Source organism: Pseudomonas sp. E6002, from assembly GCF_013385565.1.
Taxonomy (GTDB): domain Bacteria; phylum Pseudomonadota; class Gammaproteobacteria; order Pseudomonadales; family Pseudomonadaceae; genus Aquipseudomonas.
The window spans coordinates 1-22,543 of the sequence record NZ_JACAPT010000064.1 but is presented as its reverse complement, the minus strand read 5'-3'; the positions used below and the strand labels follow the sequence as shown (position 1 = coordinate 22,543).

At 62.8% G+C, this 22,543-nt stretch carries 17 protein-coding genes and 1 pseudogene; 7 read left to right on the top strand and 11 right to left on the bottom strand.

The annotated features are described in order from the left end of the window. Window positions 1-41: 41 nt before the first annotated feature. Window positions 42-518, bottom strand: a pseudogene (locus HX815_RS31285) (flavin reductase family protein); the annotation flags it as partial. A gap of 59 nt (window positions 519-577) precedes the next feature. Next, the gene (locus tag HX815_RS31280; protein WP_003219889.1) at window positions 578-1,747 is read right to left on the bottom strand and encodes a p-hydroxyphenylacetate 3-hydroxylase oxygenase component; all 1,170 of its coding nucleotides are present in this window, start codon (window positions 1,745-1,747) and stop codon (window positions 578-580) included. 228 nt (window positions 1,748-1,975) lie between these two features. Between HX815_RS31280 and HX815_RS31275 the strand changes: the two genes are divergently transcribed. The 5 genes from HX815_RS31275 to HX815_RS31255 all read left to right on the top strand — a co-directional run bounded on the left by HX815_RS31275 (window position 1,976) and on the right by HX815_RS31255 (window position 6,752). Next, entirely contained in the window at window positions 1,976-3,463 is a 1,488-nt protein-coding gene (locus tag HX815_RS31275; RefSeq protein ID WP_177029487.1) for an aldehyde dehydrogenase family protein, read from the top strand. A gap of 321 nt (window positions 3,464-3,784) precedes the next feature. Beyond that, window positions 3,785-4,321 (top strand): DUF3833 domain-containing protein, encoded by a 537-nt coding sequence (locus HX815_RS31270; RefSeq protein ID WP_177029486.1) that lies wholly within the window; start codon window positions 3,785-3,787, stop codon window positions 4,319-4,321. Window positions 4,322-4,338: 17 nt separating this feature from the next. Next, window positions 4,339-4,644 carry a DUF6482 family protein gene (locus tag HX815_RS31265; RefSeq protein WP_134326164.1) on the top strand — a complete coding sequence of 102 codons (306 nt, stop codon included), beginning with the start codon at window positions 4,339-4,341 and terminating at the stop codon, window positions 4,642-4,644. Next, window positions 4,641-6,182 carry a cryptochrome/photolyase family protein gene (locus HX815_RS31260; protein ID WP_177029485.1) on the top strand — a complete coding sequence of 514 codons (1,542 nt, stop codon included), beginning with the start codon at window positions 4,641-4,643 and terminating at the stop codon, window positions 6,180-6,182. Before HX815_RS31265 ends, HX815_RS31260 begins: the two co-directional genes overlap by 4 nt. A gap of 105 nt (window positions 6,183-6,287) precedes the next feature. Beyond that, complete coding sequence (locus tag HX815_RS31255) at window positions 6,288-6,752, top strand: hypothetical protein (protein WP_003219875.1); 465 nt, start codon at window positions 6,288-6,290, stop codon at window positions 6,750-6,752. 144 nt (window positions 6,753-6,896) lie between these two features. On the opposite strand, the gene HX815_RS31250 is transcribed toward HX815_RS31255, so the two are convergent. Beyond that, a complete protein-coding gene (locus HX815_RS31250) occupies window positions 6,897-9,002 on the bottom strand; it encodes a TonB-dependent receptor domain-containing protein (RefSeq protein WP_003219873.1) in 2,106 nt (701 codons plus the stop codon). Window positions 9,003-9,442: 440 nt separating this feature from the next. On the opposite strand from HX815_RS31250, the gene HX815_RS31245 reads away from it, so the two are divergent. Further along, window positions 9,443-10,630 (top strand): acyl-CoA dehydrogenase family protein, encoded by a 1,188-nt coding sequence (locus tag HX815_RS31245; RefSeq protein WP_003219870.1) that lies wholly within the window; start codon window positions 9,443-9,445, stop codon window positions 10,628-10,630. A 22-nt stretch (window positions 10,631-10,652) separates the two neighbouring features. Then, entirely contained in the window at window positions 10,653-11,741 is a 1,089-nt protein-coding gene (locus HX815_RS31240) for a sigma-54-dependent Fis family transcriptional regulator (RefSeq protein ID WP_003219869.1), read from the top strand. Between the two features lie 35 nt (window positions 11,742-11,776). On the opposite strand, the gene HX815_RS31235 is transcribed toward HX815_RS31240, so the two are convergent. The 8 genes from HX815_RS31235 to HX815_RS31200 all read right to left on the bottom strand — a co-directional run bounded on the left by HX815_RS31235 (window position 11,777) and on the right by HX815_RS31200 (window position 22,229). Next, on the bottom strand, window positions 11,777-13,582 hold the full coding sequence (locus tag HX815_RS31235) for an ABC transporter ATP-binding protein (RefSeq protein WP_177029484.1): 1,806 nt from the start codon (window positions 13,580-13,582) through the stop codon (window positions 11,777-11,779). A 259-nt stretch (window positions 13,583-13,841) separates the two neighbouring features. Further along, a complete protein-coding gene (locus HX815_RS31230) occupies window positions 13,842-14,354 on the bottom strand; it encodes a GNAT family N-acetyltransferase (RefSeq protein WP_177029483.1) in 513 nt (170 codons plus the stop codon). Then, window positions 14,351-15,793 carry an MFS transporter gene (locus HX815_RS31225; protein WP_177029482.1) on the bottom strand — a complete coding sequence of 481 codons (1,443 nt, stop codon included), beginning with the start codon at window positions 15,791-15,793 and terminating at the stop codon, window positions 14,351-14,353. Before HX815_RS31225 ends, HX815_RS31230 begins: the two co-directional genes overlap by 4 nt. After that, complete coding sequence (locus tag HX815_RS31220) at window positions 15,790-16,998, bottom strand: acyl-CoA dehydrogenase family protein (protein WP_008431174.1); 1,209 nt, start codon at window positions 16,996-16,998, stop codon at window positions 15,790-15,792. The genes HX815_RS31225 and HX815_RS31220 overlap by 4 nt, the downstream gene beginning before the upstream one ends. Window positions 16,999-17,018: 20 nt before the next feature. Beyond that, window positions 17,019-18,734 carry an ABC transporter ATP-binding protein gene (locus tag HX815_RS31215; protein ID WP_102368601.1) on the bottom strand — a complete coding sequence of 572 codons (1,716 nt, stop codon included), beginning with the start codon at window positions 18,732-18,734 and terminating at the stop codon, window positions 17,019-17,021. Further along, complete coding sequence (locus HX815_RS31210; protein ID WP_003219852.1) at window positions 18,731-19,594, bottom strand: ABC transporter permease; 864 nt, start codon at window positions 19,592-19,594, stop codon at window positions 18,731-18,733. Before HX815_RS31210 ends, HX815_RS31215 begins: the two co-directional genes overlap by 4 nt. Beyond that, window positions 19,591-20,571 carry an ABC transporter permease gene (locus HX815_RS31205; RefSeq protein ID WP_003219850.1) on the bottom strand — a complete coding sequence of 327 codons (981 nt, stop codon included), beginning with the start codon at window positions 20,569-20,571 and terminating at the stop codon, window positions 19,591-19,593. The genes HX815_RS31210 and HX815_RS31205 overlap by 4 nt, the downstream gene beginning before the upstream one ends. Beyond that, the gene (locus HX815_RS31200; RefSeq protein WP_023659005.1) at window positions 20,568-22,229 is read right to left on the bottom strand and encodes an ABC transporter substrate-binding protein; all 1,662 of its coding nucleotides are present in this window, start codon (window positions 22,227-22,229) and stop codon (window positions 20,568-20,570) included. The genes HX815_RS31205 and HX815_RS31200 overlap by 4 nt, the downstream gene beginning before the upstream one ends. Between the last annotated feature and the right edge of the window lie 314 nt (window positions 22,230-22,543).

The following is a 22,543-nucleotide window of genomic DNA, read 5'->3' as shown; positions in this document are numbered from 1 at the left end:
AGCCTTCGATAGAGGTGTTCGCCCTACGGTTGCCGCTCCTCGATCCGCGCATACGCCCCCTGGTGATAGAGCAACGGCGCACGACCAAAATCATCGAAAGCCACCACCTTGCCAATCATGATCCAGTGATCGCCACCATCCACCTGCTGGTACTTCTCGCAGTGAAACCGCGCCGAGCAATCAGCGAAGACCGGCGAACCGCCCTCCCCGGGCTCGAATTCGATTTCGGCAAAGCGATCGTCCCTGGGCCGGGCGAAGTTGTTCGACAGGTGGATCTGGTCGGCCGCCAGCACGTTGACCGCAAAATGGCTGGCCTGCTCGAACACCTCGTGGCTGTTGGAGCGTTTGTCGATGCTCCACAGCACCAGCGGCGGGTCCAGGGATACCGAATTGAAGCTGTTGGCGGTGACACCCACTTTGCGCCCGCTGGCATCAGCGGCGGTGACCACCGTGACACCGGTGGCAAAGTTGCCCAGGGCCCGGCGAAAGGCCCGTGGGTCGAAACTGTTATCAGACATGCAAGACTCCCGGACTGCATCAACGCGCAGTCCTGATGGTTGTGATGGCCGGGTCGGCGTCAAATCATGCTCGGATCAGGCTCGAGCCCCATCAGCTCACGCCCCAGGATCTGCGCGCACACGTCGTAATCGGTGTACGCATGGGCGCCGGTCATATGGGAATCGCGGAACAGACGCTGCATCTCGTTGTGCTCGAACCACGCATTGCCACCGGCGGCCTCGAACAAACGGTCCACCGCCTGGATGCACATCTTGGTGGCGTACGCCTGGTTGGTACGCCAGAACGCCAGGGTCTCGCGGCTCGGGTAACGGTGCTGTTCGCTGTGTTCGGCGTGTTCCTGCCAGGTCTTTTCCAGGAACGCCCGGGCGGCGGCCACCTGGTGTGTCGACTCGGCCAGGCGCATCAACGCCGGAGTCGCCGCCCCCACTGCCGCGCCGGTGTAGGCACGTACGCGGGTCCTGGTTTTTTCGCGGAATACTTCGAGCATGCGCTCGGCCACACCCAGGCTCACGGTGGAGAAACCGCTGGCGAAATAAGGCCGGTACGGCGAGTAGAAAATCTTGCTGTCGGGGTACAGACCGAAGCCGGCGGACTTGCCTTCCATCATGTCCTTGGCTTTCTGGATGCGGTGTTCTGGCACCAGAACCTTGTCGATGATCAGGGTCTTGGTGCCGCTGCCTTTCATGCCGGCGGCGAACCAGTCATCGCGAATCTGATAGTCGCTGCGCGGCAGTACCGCGAAGCAATAGTCCTGGGTGCCCTCGGCGTTTTTACGGCGGAAGCCGACAATCGCCCACTCGGCATGATCGCAACCGCTGCTCCAGCCCATTTCACCGCTGAACAGCACACCGCCCTCAACTTCCTCAGTGCGACCAAACGGCGCGATGCTGCTGCTGGCGGTGGCATTCGGGTTATCGCCCCAGACTTCCTGCTGCAACTTGGCGGGAAACAACGCCAGTTGATGGCTGTGAGTGCACAACAGGCTCATGGCCCACGCGGTGCTGGCACAGGCGCCGGCCAGCAACGCGATGCAGTCGGCAAACTGCGGCAGGGAGATTTCCATGCCGCCAAAGGGTTTGGGTTGAAAGGCACGGTGCATGCCGATGCTCTTGAGCAGCGCAATGTTCTCGTCGGGAACCTTGCGGTCCTGCTCGGCCTGGAAGGCGTTGGCAGCGATGGTCGGCAGAATCGCCTTGAGATCTTCGAGGAGCGGGTTTGGCTTTTTCATGGACGGCCCTGCTTATTATTGGATGTCCGGCTGGCGTTCAAACTCAACGAACGGCGCTGGATGTGGGGCCAGTATGGGGCGGGCGACACCCCCGGAAAATGCACCTTCCACAGCCAAGATTGCACTTTCCACAGGCCTGGCAGCCACAGACATATCGCCCGGCAGGCACAGACAAGCCTGGCCCGGCGGCGCTGGTTACCCTCGGGCTTTTGCGAGCAGGAAAATCCCATGAGCGATATTGCGCTGCTGCCTGAAGTCCAGGCCTTCCTCCGTCGAAGCCATGCCTTGTTTATCGACGGCGGGTACGTCCAAAGCCATTCCGGCCAGGCTCTGGAAGTGATCAACCCGGCCACCGGCGAGGTGATCGCCCAGGTTGCCGATGCGGACCTGGCCGATATCGACACAGCGGTGGAATCGTCCCGGCGTGGCTTCCGGCAATGGTCCCAGGTCGCCCCAGCCATTCGCGGCAATGTGCTGCTGAAACTCGCCGATCTGCTGGAGCAACATCGCGAAGCACTGGCGCAGATCGAAACCTGCCAGTCGGGCAAGATCATCCAGATTTCCCGGGCCTTCGAGGTCGATCAGGCGGCGCACTTCCTGCGTTACTACGCCGGCTGGGCCACCAAGATCAGCGGCCAGACCCTTACCCCGTCACTGCCCTCCTTCGCCGGCGAACGCTACACCGCGTTCACCCTGCGCGAACCGGTGGGCGTGGTAGTGGGCATCGTGCCGTGGAATTTCTCGACCATGATCGCCATCTGGAAACTCGCCTCGGCACTGGTGACCGGCTGCAGCATCATCATCAAGCCCAGCGAGTTCACCCCGCTGACCATCCTGCGCATCGCCGAACTGGCCATCGACGCCGGCCTGCCGGCGGGCGTGCTGAACGTGTTGACCGGTGGCGGCAACGTGGGCAAAGGCCTGGTGGAGCACCCGGGCACCGACAAGGTCTCGTTTACCGGCTCGGTGCCCACCGGCATCGCCGTGGGCCGCAGTGCCATGGGCGCCGGGTTGACCCGGGCGACCCTGGAACTGGGCGGCAAAAACTCCGCCGGATTCCTGCGGGATGTGGACCTCGACAAAGCGGTCAACGGCATCATCGAAGCCGGCTTCCTGCACTCCGGGCAAATCTGCGCGGCCGCCGAACGCTTCTTCGCCCACCGCTCGCAGATCGAGCCGATCATGGACAAACTGGCGCAACGCCTGGGCCGGTTGAACATCGGCTCGCCGCTGGACGAGCGCACCGAATTCGGCCCGGTGACCAACCGCCAGCACCAACAGAAACTCGAATGGTTTTTCGCCAAGGCCCGGGCCGAGAACAATACGATTGTCCACGGCGGCAAGCTGATCGACGGGCCGGGGTGCTATGTGGAGCCGACAGTAATTCTCGCCAACACGATCCACGACACCCTGCTCAACGAAGAGACCTTCGGCCCGATCGCCACGTTTTTCCCCTACGACACCGAGGATGAGCTGCTGGAACTGATGAACAACACGCCTTACGGCCTGAGCGCCAGTCTCTGGACCAATGATCTGAGCAAGGCCCTGCGCATGGTGCCGGCGATCAACGCCGGGACGGTGTGGGTGAACATGCACACGATGCTCGACCCGGCGGTGCCGTTTGGCGGCAACAAGTCTTCGGGGGTGGGACGGGAGTTTGGCGGGGCGTTCATCGAGGATTACACCGAGCTCAAGTCGGTGATGATTCGCTACTGACCGGCATGCGGAGCGCCGGCCGGCTTGAGTGTGTTGATCGTTCCCACGCTCTGCGTGGGAATGCATACCGTGACGCTCCGCGTCACCATTGCGCGAGGCGTCAATGCGGCGGTGCCAGCGGGACGCGGAGCGTCCGAGGCGGCATTCCCACGCAGAGCGTGGGAACGATCATCTGCACCCTGGTCCCCTGAGGCTGCAAATACCCGTCATAAATGGGCAGGCCGGTAGCCGGTAACATCCTGGTGATGCGCTAAATACCTGTACAAATTTATTGTTTTGTACAAGTATCAGCAGTATCAAGCCCTCTCGGGGAGAACCGCAATGACCCGTCTATTGGTTTCGCTGGCCCTGATGTTGGGCCTGAGCAGTTGTGGCAGCGTGGATGTAAAACACTATGCCGACCAGCAACCGCAACTGGACCTGGTGAGCTTCTTCAGCAAGCCCGTCAAGGCCTGGGGCATCTTCGAGAAACGCTCGGGTGAAGTGGCCAAGCGTTTCGAGGTGAATATCGCCAGCCGCCGCGAGGGTGAAAACCTGATTCTCGATGAGCGCTTTCTATACAGCGATGGTACTCGCCAGCAACGTGTCTGGACCCTCACCCCGGACGGCCCCACCCACTGGCGCGGACGGGCCGGTGACGTGGTGGGCGAGGCCAGGGGCGAAGTGGCGGGCAACGCACTGCGCTGGCGCTACGTCCTGAACCTGCCGGTTGATGGATCCGTCTACGAAGTGAGCCTCGACGATTGGATGTACCTGATGGACGAAGACACGTTGATCAACCGCTCCAGCATGTCCAAGTTGGGTGTGGAAGTCGGCCAGGTGACGTTGTTCTTCCGTCGCCAGTCTTCACAACCCTGACCGGTAAGGAGTGAACCATGAACCTGCAAGCCCTGACCAAACTGGCCACCCAAGGCGCTGTACGCGAAATGGAACTGCTGTCGCTGGAAGGTGGTTTCTATCTGGCGCGCGTAACGCTGGACCACGGCCAGTTCACGCTGCTGGACGAGTCGGCGAAGCCCATGCACTTTCGCTCCGTCAATCACCTGCGTGACGTGTTGCAGGCAGTCCCTGCGTTTCCCTGCACCCTGGTGCATCAGTGCGTCCATGATGAAATGTGCGGCCGGCGTGAAGGCGCTATCGAGCCACTGCGAACGCCATTTTCCCTGGAAGCGCCGTGGTGACCAAGGCCGTTAGAAACCTGTGCCTGGTGCTGGGCGATCAGTTGTCGTTTGACCTGGCCTCACTGGGCGGGCTGGACAGCCAGCACGATGCCGTCTTGATGGTCGAGGTGATGGAGGAAGCCAGCCATGTGCCCCACCATCCGCAAAAAATCGCCCTGGTCTTCAGCGCCATGCGCCACTTTGCCCAGGCGTCGCAGCAGCGTGGCGTGCGGGTGCAGTACGTCACCCTGGACGATCCGCAAAACACCGGCTCGGTGCCCGGCGAGTTAAGGCGCTGGCAATCGCTGATGCAACCCCGGGAAATACACCTGACCGAATGCGGTGACTGGCGTCTGGAGCAATCCCTGAAGGACTGCGGTTTGCCGATCCAGTGGCATGCCGACCACCGATTCCTGTGCGGCCGTGACGAGTTCGCCGCTTGGGCCAGCGGTAAAAAACAGCTGCGCATGGAGTACTTCTACCGGGAGATGCGCCGCAAGAGCGGGCTCTTGCTCAACGGTGACGGTACGCCAGTGGGCGGTGCCTGGAACTTTGATGCGGACAACCGCAAGGCATTGCCCAAGGGCACCAAGGCGCCCTACCCGGCGCGCTTCACCTCGGACTCGATCACCCAGGACGTGCTGGCGCTGGTAGGTAAACACTTCAGCAGCCACTACGGTTCCCTCGACACCTTCGATTACCCCGTGACCCACGCCGACGCGCAGGCCCTCTGGAACTACTTTCTGGACTATGGCCTGGCGGGTTTCGGCGACTACCAGGACGCCATGGCCAGCGACGAGCCGTTCCTGTTTCACGCCCGTATCAGCGCAGCGCTGAACATCGGCCTGCTGGACCTGCGCCAACTGTGCAGCGATGTGGAGGCGGCCTATTGGTCGGGCAGCATCGGGCTGAACGCTGGCGAAGGGTTTATCCGCCAATTGATTGGCTGGCGTGAATATGTACGCGGCGTGTACTGGCTGAAGATGCCGGACTACGCCGCCGGCAATGCATTCGGCAACAGCCGCCCGCTGCCGGAGTTCTACTGGACGGGCGAGACGCAAATGAACTGCATGCGCCAGGCGATCGGCCAAAGCCTGAAACATGCCTATGCCCATCACATCCAGCGGCTGATGGTCACCGGCAATTTCGCCTTGCTGGCCGGCATCGTGCCCAGCCAGATATGCGAGTGGTACCTGGCGATCTACATGGACGCGTTCGACTGGGTCGAGCTGCCCAACACCCTGGGCATGGTGATGCATGCCGATGGCGGTTACCTGGGTTCCAAGCCTTATTGCTCGAGCGGCCAATATATAAAGCGCATGTCGGACTACTGCCGAGGCTGTGCGTACAAAGTCACGGAAAGTACCGCTGACAATGCCTGCCCGTTCAATGCGCTTTACTGGCACTTCCTGATGCGCCACGGCGACCTGCTGCGGGGCAATCAGCGCATGGCCATGCTCTATAAAAATCTCGACCGCATGCCTGAATCCAAACAGGACGCGCTGTGGCAACGGGGCCAGAGTCTGCTGGCCAAGTTGGATGCAGGTGAAACGCTGTGAAATTTTCCGGCCGCTGCGAATTGTTGTGAAGCCGGTGATAAATGGCCAATTGCCCATGCTAACGTCGGCTTCGATGTCATCCAATTCATTGAGGGAGCAGCGCCGATGTCTACTACCGTAACACCCGCCGGTGGCGGACCGACCACTCAAAAAGCCTCGACGTCGGTATTCGACGACAAGTTGAATATTTCCAAGTCGAGCAAGGTCATCGCCGATTACATGCGCCAAACGGGCAAGTCGGCCATCACCAAGCAAGAGCTTTCGCAACTGGCCAGCAATGCCTCGGGCAAGGTGCCGGCCGATGTGAGCGCTGCGGCCCAGTACATGGAGCGCCATCCCGACGTGTTCACCGCGATCGAAACCCATGATGTGGCCGGTGCCGATAACTTTTCCGGGGTGTGGAACTTCGACTGGGCAGCCAACGGTGGGCTCAACGGCACGGCGACCGATGCCATCGCCAAGATGCAGGACACCTTTGACTTTGCAATCGCCAAGTCGGCGCAGATCACCGAGATCAGCACCGGTAAAAAGGCCGAGCTGGATTCGACCAAGCAGCGGCCGCAGAACTAGGTTCCTCGAAATGATCGTTCCCACGCTCCGCGTGGGAATGCATACCGTGACGCTCTGCGTCACCATCACCTCTCGCATCGACGGCCGGACGCAGAGCGTCCAAGGCGGCATTCCCACGCGGAGCGTGGGAACGATCTGTCACGGTCAGAAGTGAAACGCCACCCCCGTGGTCACGTTGAACGCATCCCCCACATAGAAGTTGGCCGAGTCCTGGCCCTTGGCGTCGTACGCGGTGTTGGTGGCCGTGGCATAGCGCTTGTTGGTCAGATTGCGTGCATCGACGAACACTTCCCACTTCTTGCTAGGGGCCTCGTAGCCCACCTTGGCCCCCCACAACGTATACGACGGCGCACTCAGGGAGTTGGCAAAGTCGACGTAATAGCTGGACGCCGCCCGGGCGTTGAGCTGCGCGTAGAAACCACTGCCTTGGCGATATTCCAGCTCGGCCTGGTAGACCTGGCGCGGCAGGCCCGGCAGCTGGTTGTCGCCGAACACCGCATCGTTGCGGTAGTGGAAGTCGTTGAAGGTATAGGCCTGGCGCAGGGTCACGGTGTCGCCATTGCCGCCGTCCCACAGTTGCGCATTCAAGCCGGCTTCGATGCCCTGGTGAATGGTCGCGCTGCCGTTGGAGGTGGCCACCAGTTGGTCCTGGGTGGCCGTCGCCTGGCGTACCACCACCGACAGCAGTTCTTTCTGCACCCACGAGCGGTAGACCGTCAGGCTGCCGTCAAAAATACCGTGGCCGCCGCGAATGCCGAACTCCACGGTGTTGGCTTTTTGCGGCCGCACATCACGGATGTATGGTGTGCCGGTGCTGCCCAGCTGCCAGGTAACCGGTGGATCCACCGAGCGGCTGACGTTGCCGAACACTTCGAATTCCGGAGTCAACTGATAGCGCAGGCCAATGCGCGGGGCGACGTCGGTCTCGTCGTATTCAACGCCACTGGGGAACGCGCTGGTGTTGGTGGCGGTGCTGTATTCGATCTGCGCCTTGCGCTTGATATCAATCAATGACAACCCGGTGGACAGCCACGTGCGGTCATTCAGTTGCAGTTCGTTGCCGAGGGAAAACACCGTGTCCCGCGAGCCGGTGTAGTTGGTTTTCTGCTGGGTGATGCCGGTGGCCTTGCTGTGGGATTTCACATCGGCCAGGTACGCCAGCGTATTGCTGAAGGTCACGCTGCTGTCGCTGCGCAGGCCGAAGAAGGTGTCGGCGGTGCGCAGGTAGCGCAAGGTCAGGTTGACGTCCTGGGAGCGCCATTCCTGTGGTGTTGGCGAATAGCGCCAGCCGTTGTCCAGCGGGTAATCGTTGTAGCCCAGGCCGACTTCGAGCTTGGCATTGTCGTCGAAGGTGTAGGTGGTGGTGCTGCCCAGCAACGTCGAGCCGTCCTTCTTGCGCCCGATGGGCACGAGGTTGCTCGTGGGGTCGTGCTTGAGCTGGTATTTGGTCAGGGTGTTGCCCTGGCTGAGGGTTTCTTCCTTGTAGCGAATGTAGAAGCGCGTCTCCAGTTGCGGGCTGAACACGTGGCCGAAGTTGGCAACGATCCCCTGCCCCTTGTTCGGTGTGTTGTCCTGGTAACCGTCACGCTCGTTGTGCTGGATGCTGACGTAATAGTCATTGTCTCCGTCCACACCACCCGTGCTCAATTGCTCCTTGCGATAGCCGAAGCTGCCGGCTTCGAAACGCGCGTAGTTGCCCGGATCGGTGCGGCCGGTCTTGCTCACGAAGTTGATCGCGCCGCCCAGGGACAAGGCCGAATAACGGAAGGCGTTGGCGCCGTAGAGCACCTCGGTGTGGTCCACGGAAGCCATGTCCAGCATGTCTTCCTGGGTGCCGCCCGGGCCGGTCAACGGCAGGCCGTCATAGAGGAATTTGATCCCCAGCACATAGCCTTGATAGAAGGTATTGAGGCCCGAACCGCGGATCGAAATCTTGTTCGCGCCCGAGCCGCTGGTGGCCTGGGCGAATACGCCCGGCTGCAACGCCAGCACGTCCTCGGCGTTCGCCGCGCGGCCCTGTTCGATCTTGCGGTTGTCGATCACTGCGGTTTTGCCGGGCACCTTGGACAGTTGCTTCTCGGCCTTTTGCGCTTCGGTGGCTTCGGCACCGGTGACCACTACCGTGGCCAGGGTCGGGTCCGCCTGGGCGGCAAAGGCCGCGCCGTGTATCAACATCAACAGCACGCCAAGGCTGGACGCGGTGGCCAGTGACTCAAAACGACGAGCGCGAGGTTCAAACAGTTGCCGCATGAATTAAATACTCCTGGGGTCTCGAATTAGTTGGAGCATCTATTCGTATAGTCGCGCTCTGTTTCCAACTTTGCAGGGTTCATGCCACGTTCAAGCCTCAATAAACACTGGCCGGCCACCCTTATTAATCGCCACAAGCGCAACACTTTGCTGGTGAAATGTTCGATTCCGGACAATACAAAAAATCATCCACAAACACTTATATGTTCAAGCAATAAAAGCATAACGAAAGCCCCGCCCTGCGGGCACAGGACGCAACTGTGCAAATCCCAACAGCCCTCCAACAAAAGTTGCGTATTCGACACTGTCCGCGCCTGCATCCCCGTAAGAAGTCGCAAGTTATCGGCTTATTGTTACTTGGTATGGGTCTTGCTCTATCCATTGCCTGTTGAAACAAATCAGCTCGAGCATTCTCGACTTAAGCAACGAGGTATTCACGCGTGACGGTCAACTTACTCTGCACCCGCAGGACGCCACTGGAGATTGCCCGTGACCTGGCGACCGAGTTCGCGCGCACCGCCGTCGACCGCGACGCCAGCGGCGGTACGCCCAAGGCCGAACGCGACAAACTGCGCAGCAGCGGCCTGTTGTCCCTGAGCATCCCCGGGCAATTCGGCGGGCTGGACGCCAACTGGTCGGAAACCTTCGAGGTGGTGCGCGAATTCGCCCGGGTCGACAGCTCCATCGCCCACGTATTCGGCTTTCATCACCTGATGCTCGCCACCGTCCGGTTATTCGCCACGCCCGCACAATGGCAAACCTGGTTCAGCCTGACGGCCAGCAACAACTGGTTCTGGGGCAACACCCTGAACCCCCTGGACACCCGCACGGTGGTCAAGCGCCACACGGGCTGGCGGGAATTCTCGGGACAGAAGAACTTCTGCTCCGGGGCCAACGACTCGGAAATGCTGATCGCCTCGGCCATCGATGAAAGCGCCGGCGGCAAGTTGCTGATCGCGGCGATTCCCAGCGCCCGCAGCGGGATCATCCTGCACAACGACTGGAACAACATGGGCCAGCGCCAGACCGACAGCGGCAGCGTGACCTTCAAGCGCGTGCGCGTGGAAGAGTCCGACCTGTTGCTGGACCCGGGCCCCCTGAGTACTCCGTTCGCCTGCCTGCGCCCGCTGATTGCGCAACTGCACTTCGCGAATATCTTCCTCGGCATCGCCGAAGGCGCGTTCGAAGAAGCGCGCCAATACACCCTGGAAGAAGCCCGCCCGTGGTTCCGTTCCAGCGCCAGCCACAGCACCCAGGACCCTTACATCCTCAGCCACTACGGCGATTTCTGGGTGGCGCTGCAAAGCACCCGCCTGCTGGTGGAGCGCGCAGGCCAGGTGCTGGACGCGGCATGGGCCAAGGGCTCGGCCCTGACCAGCGAGGAACGCGGCGAAACGGCGATTGCCATCGCCACCGCCAAAGTCGCTGCCAGCCGCAATGGCCTGGAGTTGTGTAGCAAGGTCTTCGAGGTCACCGGCGCACGGGCGACCAACGCCTCGGTGGCCCTCGACAGGCACTGGCGCAACTTGCGCACCCAGAGCCTGCATGACCCGCTGGACTACAAACTTCATGAACTGGGCGAGTGGGCACTGAACGGCACCGCGCCCATCCCGACGTTTTATTCCTGATCTTTTATTCAAAGGGATAACCATGCAACTGCTGACCCTACCGCCCTCGCCCGCCCTTGCCACCTCCATCCGCGCCACCGCGCAGGTGTTTGAAGACCCCAGGTCCAAGGCCTTGCTCAAGCATGTGCAACAAGTCGCGCCGAGCGAAGCCAGCGTGCTGATCATCGGTGAAACCGGCACCGGCAAAGAGTTGGTCGCACGGCATATCCACAACCTCAGTGGCCGCAAGGAGCAGCCATTCGTGGCGGTGAATTGCGGTGCATTCTCCGAATCACTGGTGGAAGCCGAGCTGTTCGGCCACGAGAAAGGCGCGTTCACCGGTGCCCTCGGTGCCAAGGCCGGCTGGTTTGAAGAAGCCAACGGCGGCACGCTGTTCCTCGATGAAATCGGCGACCTGCCCATGTCGATCCAGGTCAAGCTGCTGCGGGTATTGCAGGAGCGTGAAGTAGTGCGCCTGGGTTCGCGCAAAAGCATTCCGATCAATGTGCGGGTGCTGGCGGCGACCAATGTGCAGCTGGAAAAAGCCATCAACGCCGGGCATTTCCGCGAGGACCTGTTCTACCGCCTGAACGTGGTCAACCTGGAACTCAGCCCGCTGCGGGATCGCCCCGGCGATATCCTGCCGCTGGTGCAGTACTTCATCGACACCTACACCCGCCGCCTCGGCTATGGCGAGATCATCTTGAGCAAGGAAGCCGAGCAACGCCTGGCCACCTACAGTTGGCCGGGGAATATCCGCGAGCTGGAAAACGTCATCCACCACACCCTGCTGATCTGCCGCGACGGCGTGATCCAGGCCGATGACCTGCGCATGTCCAACCTGCGTATCGAACGCCAGGAAGACAGCACCACCGCCCATGACCTGCTCGACCAGGCCTTCCAGCGGCTGTTCGAGGAGCAGATAGAAAACCTCCACGAGCAGGTGGAACGCAGCCTGCTCACCGCCGCCTACCGGCTGTGCCAGCACAACCAGGTGCACACCGCCGAGTTGCTGGGGCTGAGCCGCAACGTGACCCGCACCTTGCTGATCAACCTCGGTGAGCTGAAGGTCAACAAGCGCCGCCCGCTGGCCGGTGCCAAGGATGACCGGGTGCTGCACCTCTCGATCTGAACCTGACTGCGCGGCGTACCCGGTACGCCGCCTGGTCACACCACCGCTTCATCCAGCGCATCGCTGAACTGGCGACTCCACAACCGCGCATATTGCCCGCTCTGGCGCAGCAACTGTTCGTGGCTGCCGTCCTCGATCACCCGGCCATTGTCGAACACCAGGATCCGGTCCAGGTGGGCCACGGTGGACAGCCGATGCGCGACCACCAGCACGGTCTTGTCTTCCATGATTTCGTCGAGCTTGTCCTGGATAAAGCGCTCGGTGATCGAGTCCAGGCTGGAAGTGGCTTCGTCCATCACCAGGATCGGCGCGTTTTTCAGCAACACCCGGGCAATCGCAATGCGCTGGCGCTGGCCGCCGGACAATTTGACCCCACGCTCGCCCACCAGCGATTCGTAGCCGTGTTCCATGCTGTCGATAAATTCACTGGCGCCGGCGCGGTGGATCGCCTCGGCGACCTCGTCCATCGAGGCATCCAGGCGGCCGTAATGGATGTTTTCGCGAATGCTGCGGTGGAACAGGCCGGGCTCCTGGGGAATCAGGCCGATCTGCTGGTGCAGCGAATGCTGGGTCACCTCGCGCACGTCCTTGCCGTCCACCAGCACCTGGCCTTGCTGCACGTCGTAGAGACGCAGGAGCAAGCTCAGCAGGGTCGACTTACCGGAGCCCGAAGCACCCACCAGGCCGACTTTCTGGCCGGCGGGGATGACGATATTCAGGTGTTCGAAAATCGAACGGTCACCGCCATAGCTGAAGCCGACATCGCGAAACTCGATATCGCCGCGCTTGACCATCAGCGCCTTGGCGCCGGGTTGGTCGATGACTTCATGGGGGCGGATCAGGGTGCGCACACCGTTGGCGATATTGCCGGTGGCTTCGAAGAATTCGAGAAAGCGTCGCGACAGGTTTTCCACATCGCTGATGATCAACAACGAAAGGCTGGTGGACATGACAAACGCAGCAATGTCGATACGGTGGCTGCGCCACAGGTAGAGCGCCAGCAATAACAAGCCGAGCTTAAGCACTACGCCACAGGAAGCCTGGAACCAGCGAATTTTCTCCATATACCCCAGGGATCGGTAGGCAGCCGCCACCTCCTTGTCGAGGAAAGTGCCGAGGTAACTGTGCTCGAACGCATGGCGCGCAAACAGGCGGATATTGGCCAGATTGGAGACCGCATCCACCACTTTGCCGGTGCTGGTGCTGCGCGCTGCCGAATACTGTTGCGCCAGAGGATGACTGCGGCGTGCGAGGACGTAGCAGATAGCGATAAACGCCACCGACCAACCCGCCATGAACAACGCCAACAACGGCGATGCGGTCCATAGCAAGGCCGTGGCCAGGCTCAGCGTCACCAGCAGCGGGATCAGGTCGAACAACAAGATGCTCAGGGTCTGATTCACGCCCAGGGTAATTTCCGCCACCCGATGCGCCAGTGCCCCGGCGAACTCATTGCTGATGAAACGATGGGAGTGCTGCTGCAGATAGGCGAACACCACATGCGTCACCGTGCGCCGCTGCAACGGCAAGACGTGGATATGGCAGCCTGCCGATGCACGGGTAAACATTACTTGGCACACCAGTAGCGCGCTTAGCAGTGTCAGTGGCCATTGCAGCACTTCAAAGGCACGCTCCGCTTCCAGCCCGTTGCTCACGGTGCGGGTGATCTGCCCCAGCCCCCAGGGCGTCAGAATCGAACACACCACCGCGGCGATCTGCAGCAGCAGGATAGCCAGGTACCAACCTTTGAAATGCCCGATGAAATGCCGCACAAACGCCGCCGGCGTCGATGGCAAGTGCTGGACATTCCAGGTGCGAAACAATGAAAAAGACGAACTCATGGCCAATGACATTCCTGAATGACGCCTGTGGCCGCGCAGCTTTCAGGCAAAAATGGTGAGTGTGATCGTTCCCACGCTCTGCGTGGGAATGCATCCGGTGACGCTCTGCGTCACGATTTTAAGAGCGGACGCAGAGCGTCCAGAGCGGCATTCCCCTGTGGCGAGGGAGCTTGCTCCCGCTGGAGTGCGAAGCGCTCCCAGGATTTTGAGGCCGCTGCGCAGCCCAGCGGGAGCAAGCTCCCTCGCCACAGGTTCAGCGTCACTTTTGGGATTGGTAGCGAACTTCCTCCAGCTCACGACCGCCCCGGGTAAGGGTGCGGCTTGATTCGGGCTGCGCTATCCATCCTGCGTTTCGGTAAAAGCGTAGTGCCCGGTGGTTTCCCTCGAGCACCCACAACGTCGCCGTCTCCAGCCCCAGGCTGGCGAGATGCGCCAGCCCCCTGAGCCACAGCGCCCTGCCCACCCCCGTTCCCCAATGCTCGGCCAGCACATACACCGCCTGCACTTCACCGGTTACGCCTGGATCAGCATCCTCATCACGACTCGAGCTGACAACAATCCAGCCCACCACACGCCCCTCGACCTGCGCGACAAACACGGCTTCGTTTCCCTGCTCAATCGACTGGCGCCAAAAGGCTTCGCGCCTGGGCTGTGTCGCCTCCAGGGAAGCCAGGTAATCCGCCGGCATCAGTTCACGATAAGCCTGCTGCCAACTGCGAATATGCACCCAGGCAATGTCACCTGCGTCCTCGATACGTGCTGCCCGAATCATCCAATTCCCTCTGCGCGTTTTGCATAAATCGCCGAGCCCGCCTGGGGCGACAGCCTGCGATAAACCAGCCCCGACAAGGCACACAGCAATCCGGCACCCGCCATGATCCAGGCGATATCACTCTGCTCGACCGTGGCATGCCCGCGCACGGCCATGATCAAACCGAGCAGCCCCGCCGCGATGCCCACCGATAAACTCAACGTCAACTGAATGGTCATCGCCGACAGGCTGCTGGCGCGGCTGGATTGCTCCGGTGGCACGTCGGCATAGGTCAACGCCCCCAGGGTGCTGAATTGCAGCGAACGAATGATCCCGCTGCCAAATAACACCAGTATTACAATCCAGTAAGGCGTTGATACCTCGAACAGGCTGCACGCCAGGATGGTTGCACCGGTGAGCACCGCATTGCCGATCAAGGTGCGCCGGAAACCGAAGCGGCTGACAATCCGCACTGCCAGCATTTTCATCAGCAACGCCCCCACGCCACCGGCAACGCTCAGCAGCCCCGCCTGCAACGGGTTAAGCCCGAAACACAGCTGGAACAGCAACACCAGCAAAAACGGCTGTGACGCGCTGCCGATGCGCATCAGGTTGCCGCCCCAGAAGCTCACCGCGAAGGTCGGGATTTTCAACAATGAAAAATCGATCAACGGGTGCGCCGTCCGCCGTGCATGCAGGACATACAGCCAGGCACTCAACAGCCCGCCGCCAATCAGCAGCAACGCCCACTGGCGCGGCAACAGGCCGTGGCCCAGCACCTCGAAACCGAACACCAGCCCGCCCAATGCCACACCGCTGAGCAACAGGCCGGGAACGTCCAATGGCTGGCCGGGTGTCCCGGAATAGTCCGGGATATAGCGCAGCACCAGGATCACCCCAAGCACGCCGATCGGCAGGTTGATCAGGAAGATCCAATGCCACGACAGCACCGTCACCAACAGCCCGCCCAACGGTGGGCCCAGCAGCGGCCCCACCAGCGCCGCCACCGTCAGGTACGACATGGCACGCAGCAGGTTTTCCCGCGCCGACCAGCGCAGCAGGATCACCTGCCCCACCGGCACCATCATTGCCCCCGCAGCGCCCTGGGCCAAACGCGCCAGGGACAGTTGCAACAACGAGCCCGAGCAGGCACAGGCCACCGACGCGAGGGTGAACAGCACGATGGCGCTGATAAACACCCGACGCGGCCCGAACCGGTCGGCCGCCCAGCCGCTGACCGGCACGAACAGCGCCACCGCCAGCAGGTACAGCGACACCACCAGGTTCATGCGCACGCTGGGCTCGCCGAAATCCTGGGCCATCTGCGGCAGCGCCGTGAGCACCGCCGTGGCGTCGATCAATTCCATGAACAGCGCACAGCCGATGATCATCGGCACCCGGCGCGCGTGCCCGGTGCCCACCTCGCCCAAGGGGTGTGAAAGGTCGAGGGCTTTGTTCAAAACAGCCCCGATGTCGGAGGCGGCGTGCCCTTGAGTTGCCAGGCACCCACGGCTGCGGCTTTCCAGTGCCGGGGATTGTGGTTGGCCACGGTGCGCGCGTTGCGCCAGTGCCGGTCCAGGTTATGCGCGCGGCCGGTGGTGGAAGCGCCACCCACGTCGAACACCAGCTCGGCGGCCTTGAGCGCCGACTCGGCCGCGATGTATTGCGCCTGGGCCACGTCCACTGCGGCCTGGTCGACGGCCACCGCATCAAGGTCCGCAGCCCAGGCGCGGTCGATGGAGTCCGCCGCGTGCAACACCACCGCTTCGGCGGTAAAGGCCCGGGCCGAAACGTCGCCCACGCTCAGTTCCACGTACGGGTCATCCACCGAGCGCGTGGCGCTGCTGTGCTTGATCGGCCGCGCATGCTCCTTGGCAAAGGTCACCGCATCATTCAGCGCATTACGCGCAATACCGGCCTGCACCGCCGCGAGGAACACTTGCAGGAACGGCGTGACAATCGTGCGTTTGCCTTCCTCGACGGTGCGGGTGCGGATCTCGCTGGCCAACACCTGCACATCATGCAGATGGGTGGTGCCACTGGCGGTCAGGCGCTGGCCCATGGCGTCGAAATCATCCAGCAACTCCAGGCCCTGGCGGTCGCGCGGCAGGATGAACGACACGGGCTGGTCATTCTCGTCCAGGGCGACGGCGCTGACCCAATCGGCATACAACGAACCGGTGCTGTAGTACTTGCTGCCGCAAGCGCGAAAGTGCTCGCCGTCACGCACGATGCGCGCACTGATCGAACCGTTGGCACCGCCGACTTCCCAGCCGGCATTGCCGATCACGGCGCCTTGCAGGTAGCGCCCGAACCAACGCTCGCGCTCCTCCTCCGCCCCCTCGGCGCGGGACGCCAGCAGGCCTTCGACAAACCCGAAACCGGGGCGCAGCGCCTGGGCCACGTTGGAGTCGGCCGAGGCGATGCGAATCAGCAAGGCAATCACGTCCTTGACCGAACCACCGGCGCCGCCAAACCGCTTGGGAATCCGCACGGTAAACAACCCGGCCTGGGCGATCTGCGCCACGGCCTCATACGGCAGTTGGCGGTCACGCTCACGTTGCGCAGCGCCGGCGGCAATCTGCGGCAGGATGCGGTCGGCACGGGCGTTCAGTTCGGCCACCGTTACAACCGGCGGCGTGGGTACAGCAGACAACTTGCTCATGGCACTTCCTTGATTCAGGTCTAGATGGCGATTTTCCACAGGCGCGATTCATCAAACAGCCAGCCGGGGTTTTCCGGCTCCAGGGCCGGCACCACCAACTGCGTGCCACTGCCGGGCAGGCGTGGCACCGCGCCCAGCAGGCGCCGGGTGTATTCGTGCTGGGGCGATTCAAACAACGTCTCGACGCTGGCGCTTTCCACCACCTGGCCGTGGCGCATCACCAACACTTCGTCGCTGACGTGGCGAATCACCCCCAGGTCGTGGGAGATAAACAGGTAGGCCAGGCCCAGCGAGGCTTGCAGGTCGGCCAGCAGATCCAGGACCTGGGCCTGCACCGACACGTCCAGCGCCGACACCGGCTCGTCGCAGATAATCACTTTGGGGTTGCTGGCAATCGCCCGGGCAATCGCCACGCGCTGGCGCTGCCCGCCCGACAGTTGCAACGGTCGGCGCTCGGCCAATTGCGGCGCCAGGCGTACCTGGTCGAGCAACTGTGTCACGCGGGCCGCCTGTTGCTCGGCGTCGATACCGGCAACGTCCAGCGCATCACTGAGGATCTGCCCCACCGTCCAGCGCGGGTCGAACGAACTCAGCGGGTCCTGATAAATCACGCTGATATCCCGGCGATGCACACGGCGGGTCTTTTCCTCGACCCGCTCGGTACCTGCCGCGGCCCATGGCTGGTCGAGAAAACGCACCTCACCGGCATCCGGTTGCAGCAAGCCGAGGGCGATGCGTGCCACGGTGGTTTTGCCGGAGCCGGATTCACCGACGATGCCCAGGGTGCGACCGGCGCGCAGCTCGAAGCTGACGTTATCCACCACCTGGCGCGACTGTTGATCGGGGCCCACATACCGCTTGCCCAGGCCGGAGGCCTTGAGCAGCACCGGCGAATCCGCGCCGGGCCGTGGTTGCGCCACAGCGTTGCTGCGCTCCGGCGACAGGCGTGTGCCCCGGGCATGCTCGGCGGGCACCGCATCCAGCAACGAGCGGGTGTAGGCGTGGCGTGGGTTGAGCAGCACCTGATCCATCGGGCCCTGCTCCACCACTTCGCCGTGGCGCAGCACCAGCACCTCATCCGCCAATTGCGCGACCACTGCCAGGTCATGGCTGATGATCAGCAGCGAATCGCCACGGGCCTTGATCTGCTGCAATACCTGCAGGATCTGCGCCTGCACCGTGGCATCCAGCGCCGTGGTCGGTTCATCGGCAATTACCAGGCCGGGGTTCAATGCGAGTGCGCTGGCAATCAGCGCACGCTGGCGCAGGCCGCCGGAGAGTTGATCGGGGCGCTGGCGGGCACGCAGTTGCGGCTCGGGTACGCCCACCAGATCCAGCAGTTCAATGACGCGTTCGCCACGGCTGCGACGGTCGCCCCAGCGATGGGTCTCCAGCACTTCGAGAATTTCCTTGCCCACCGGCCGCAACGGGTCGAGGGACACCAGTGCGTCCTGCAACACGAAGCCGATGCCATTGCCACGCAAACGACGCCAGCCGCGTTCCGACAGGCTGAGCAAATCCACACCGTCATAGCTCAAGGTGCGCGCCGTAACCTTCGCGCCCGCACCCGCCAGGCCGATCAGACTGCGGGCGGTGACGCTTTTACCGGAGCCGGATTCGCCCACCAGCGCCAGGGTCTTGCCAGGCTCCAGGGTGAAAGACAGATTGCGCACCACCGACTGCCCGGCAAACTCGATGGACAGCCCTTCAACGATCAAGCGTTTCTGGTCGCTCATGAAAGACGGCCCTCCAGGCGTTGTTGCAGGTAACGGCCAGTGACCGTGGTCGACAGCGTGGTCAATACGATGAACAGCCCGGGGAAGAACGTCAGCCACCAGGCGTTGGCGATGAAGTCGCGGCCCATGGACAACATGGTCCCCCACTCCGGTGCCGGCGGACGGGCGCCCAGGCCGAGAAAACTCAGGGCCGAGGCCCAGACAATCGCCTGGCCCACGCCCATGGTCAGGGTCACGATCAACGGGCGCATGGCGTTCGGCAGCAACTGGCGCAGGATGATGCGCAGCGGCGGATGCCCGAGGGCGCGGGCGGCTTCGATATAGCCCGCGTTGCGCACCGCCAGCACCTGGCCACGGACCATCCGCGCATAACCCGGTGCACTGCCCAGCCCGGTGGCGACGATCAGCGGGCCGATGCCGCTGCCGAAAATCGCCACGAACAACAGCGCCAGGATCAGGCTCGGAAACGCAAACAGCACTTCCAGCAACCAACCCACGCCGCGGTCCACCCGCGCGCCGCCCAGCCCGCCCAACAGGCCAAGCACGATGGCGATGGTCATCGCAATCGCCGTGGCTGCCAGGCCGATGAACAACGACTGGCGGGTGCCATGGATCACCCGCGAAAAAATATCCCGCCCCGACTGATCGGTGCCGAACCAGTGGGCCAGGCTCGGCGAATGAAACGCATCGCGGGGCACGATGGCCAGCGGGTCGCTGTAGGCGAACAACTGCGGCACCAGCGCCGCGACGATCACCAGCAACAGAAAGGTAATCGCCAACAGCGGGCCGAGGCGCAGCGTGCGAGTGGTGCGCTGAATCCGCAGCGCGGGCAGCGGTGTTTCCAGGGTCAGGCCACTCATGCTGGAAGCTCCTGTTGGCGAGGGTCGACCCACAGGTACAGCAGGTCGACCAGAATATTGGCGAGCACGTAACCGGCGGCGACCACCAGGCTGATGCCGATGGTCAGCGGCAGGTCCTGGGCCTGCACCGCCTGGTACAACTGGCGGCCGAGGCCCTTGCGGGAAAAAATCACTTCGATCACCACGGCGCCGCTGATCAGCGCGCCGATGGCCCAGCCCGACAGCGAGATGCCCGGCAACACGGCGTGGCGCAACGCGTGTTTGAAGCGCACGTTGAAGTCACTCAGGCCACGGGTGCGGGCGGTCAGGATGAAGGGTTGGTCGAGGGTCAAATCCAGGGATTCGCGGGTGACCTGGGCGATAAACCCGGCCAGCGGAATCGCCAGGGCGAACGACGGCAACACCAGGGTGCGCCAGCCATCACTGCCTGCCGGCGGGAACAGCCGCAGGCCGAACGCAAACACCGCCAGCAGCAGAATCCCCAGCCAGAAGTGCGGCAGCGCGGCGGCCAGGGTTTCGGCCAACGAGGCCAGGCTGGCAACCCAGCGTCGCCGGCCGGCGGTCAGCACCGTCAGCGCCAGCACCAGGACCCAGGCCAGGGCGAGCGAGGTCAGGGTCAGCTCCAGGGTCGGCCAGGATTGCTCGGCGAGCACTCGGGTCACCGGCAGGTGCTGGGAATAGGAAACCCCCAGGTCACCCTGCACCAGTCGCCCGAGGTACAACGCGTATTGCACCGCCAATGGTTTGTCGAGGCCGTACTCGCGGGTGGCTTCGGCGATGGTCTCGGGGGTGGGGTTGCCGCTCGGGCCGCCGAGGATCGCCTGCACCGGATCGCCGGGCATCAGGCGCAAGGCAAAGAACGTCAGCGTGGCCACCGCCCAGAGCACCAGCACGCCGCCGGCAAGGCGCCACAGCGCACGTTTGCCGAGCCGGGCCAGGCGCTCGCGCCGTGGGTTGGCAAGTGATGTGTCGCTCATTTGTTCACCCATGCGTCATAGAGATAAGTCACCGCCAGCGACGGCTCCAGCCGCACGCCCTGGGTGGTCTTGTAGATACCCAGCCGCGTGCTTTGCGGGTAGGTGGTCAATTGCAGGTACTGGCTGGAAGCGATTTTCTGCGCCTGGTAATACAGCGCCCGGCGCTGCTCGCTGTCCTGGGTGGTGAGGGCTTGCCGGATCAGCGTGTCGAACGCCGGGTCACTGAAGCCTGCGGTGTTCTGGTGGTAACCACCGACACCCGCCGGGCTGATGAACTCACTGCCGAAGATGATCCGCAGCACGTCGGCGGTGTTGGTGTTCCAGTAGCCGAGGCGAATGTCGTAGTCCCAGTCGGCCTGGCGTTTGGTGGCCTGTACGTCACTCATCTGGTCGACGATCAGCTCGAAGCCGACCTGCCGGGTGGTGGCCTGCACCTGTTCCCACAAGGTGTATTCCGACGGTGGCGTGCGGTTGCCCATCACCACGTGAACTTGCAGGCGCTTGCCGTCCTTGGTGCGGTAGCCCTCGCTGTCGCGCTGGGTCCAGCCGGACTGGTCGAGTAACTGAGCAGCCCGGGCCGGGTCGTAATCCTGGGCGTGCTGGAACTCCGGGCTGTAGAAGCGCGTGGCTGGGCTCAGCGGCCCGCCGGCGCGGGGGAATTCGTTGAAGTACACGCTCTTCAACGCGCCCTCGATGTCGGAACTGCGTACGAAGGCTTCGCGCACTCGCACGTCATCGAACGGCGCACGGGTAATGTTCAGCGTGCCGTTGGTGGGGTTGCCGGGGCGTTGGGCGATCACCAGGGTCAGGTCCGGGTTGCGTCGAGCGGCCTCGTGGGATTCGGGGGGCAATGCCTCGATCACGTCGACCTCGCCAGCCTGCAACGAGGCGAAGCGCACGGAAGGTTCCTGGATGAACTTCCAGACGATCCGGTCGAGCCAGGCCGGGCCCTGGTGCTTGGCGGTGGGTGGCGCCCAGTTGTAGTCGGGGTTGCGCACCAGCTCGACCTGGCTTTGCCGGTCCCAGCGCACGACCTTGAACGGGCCGCTGCCGACCGGGCTTTCGCAGTTCACATCGCGCGAGCGCAGCAGGGCTGTGGGGGACTCGATGCCGAGGAAGCCTTGGGCGAGGACTTCAAGAAAGGCCGCGTACGGCGTGGCCAGGTGCACCACTGCGGTGTATTCGTCGAGCACGTCGGTGCTGCGGTATTGGCGGATGTAGCCGCCTGCGGTGCTGGATTGGGTCTTGGGGTTGGCCATGTGGTCGAGGTTGGCCTTGACCGCCGCGGCGTTGAACGGGGTGCCGTCGGTGAAGTGCACGTCGTTGCGCAGGTGGAAGGTGTAGGTCAGGCCGTCGGGGGAGACTTCCCAGGTCTTGGCGAGCCAGGGGCCGATGCGGCCGTCGGCGTCCATCGAGACCAGGGAGTCGAGGTACTGCTGGGCGACGAACACCTGGGGCATGTCGCCGGCCACGTGGGGGTCGAGGCAGGTGGGTTCGCGGTCGGTGGCGTACACGAGGGTGCCGCCCTTTACCGGCTGGTCACTGCGTGTGACGGTGGAGCTGCCTTGGCCACAGCCCAGGAGCAGGCCGCAGAGTGTGGCGGTGCCGATAAGGAGCAACGGGCTGGATCGTCGCGGGTAAGGGGCGGGTTCTTGCATGATGGGTCAGGCCTAAAGTCCGGGAACTGGGTCATTGCACAAGGCATGCCGGGTTTTTGGGCCTGTAAACAGGGGGGATTGGAGGGTTGGGGGATTGCTGAAAACGACAATGTGTGTGGGAAGTGTTGGTCAGGCAACAGCTCGGCCTTGGGGGGGCGTGAGGTTTGAGTACATATCCGTTGCTGCGGTAACGGCGGCTATTGGTTCCGCTCTTACAGCGGCTCACTTTTGAACAGCGCAAAAGTAAGCAAAACGCTCTTGCCCCACCACTCGGCTCCTCGCCTAGGCTCGGAGTGCCCTCACTCCGGCTTTGG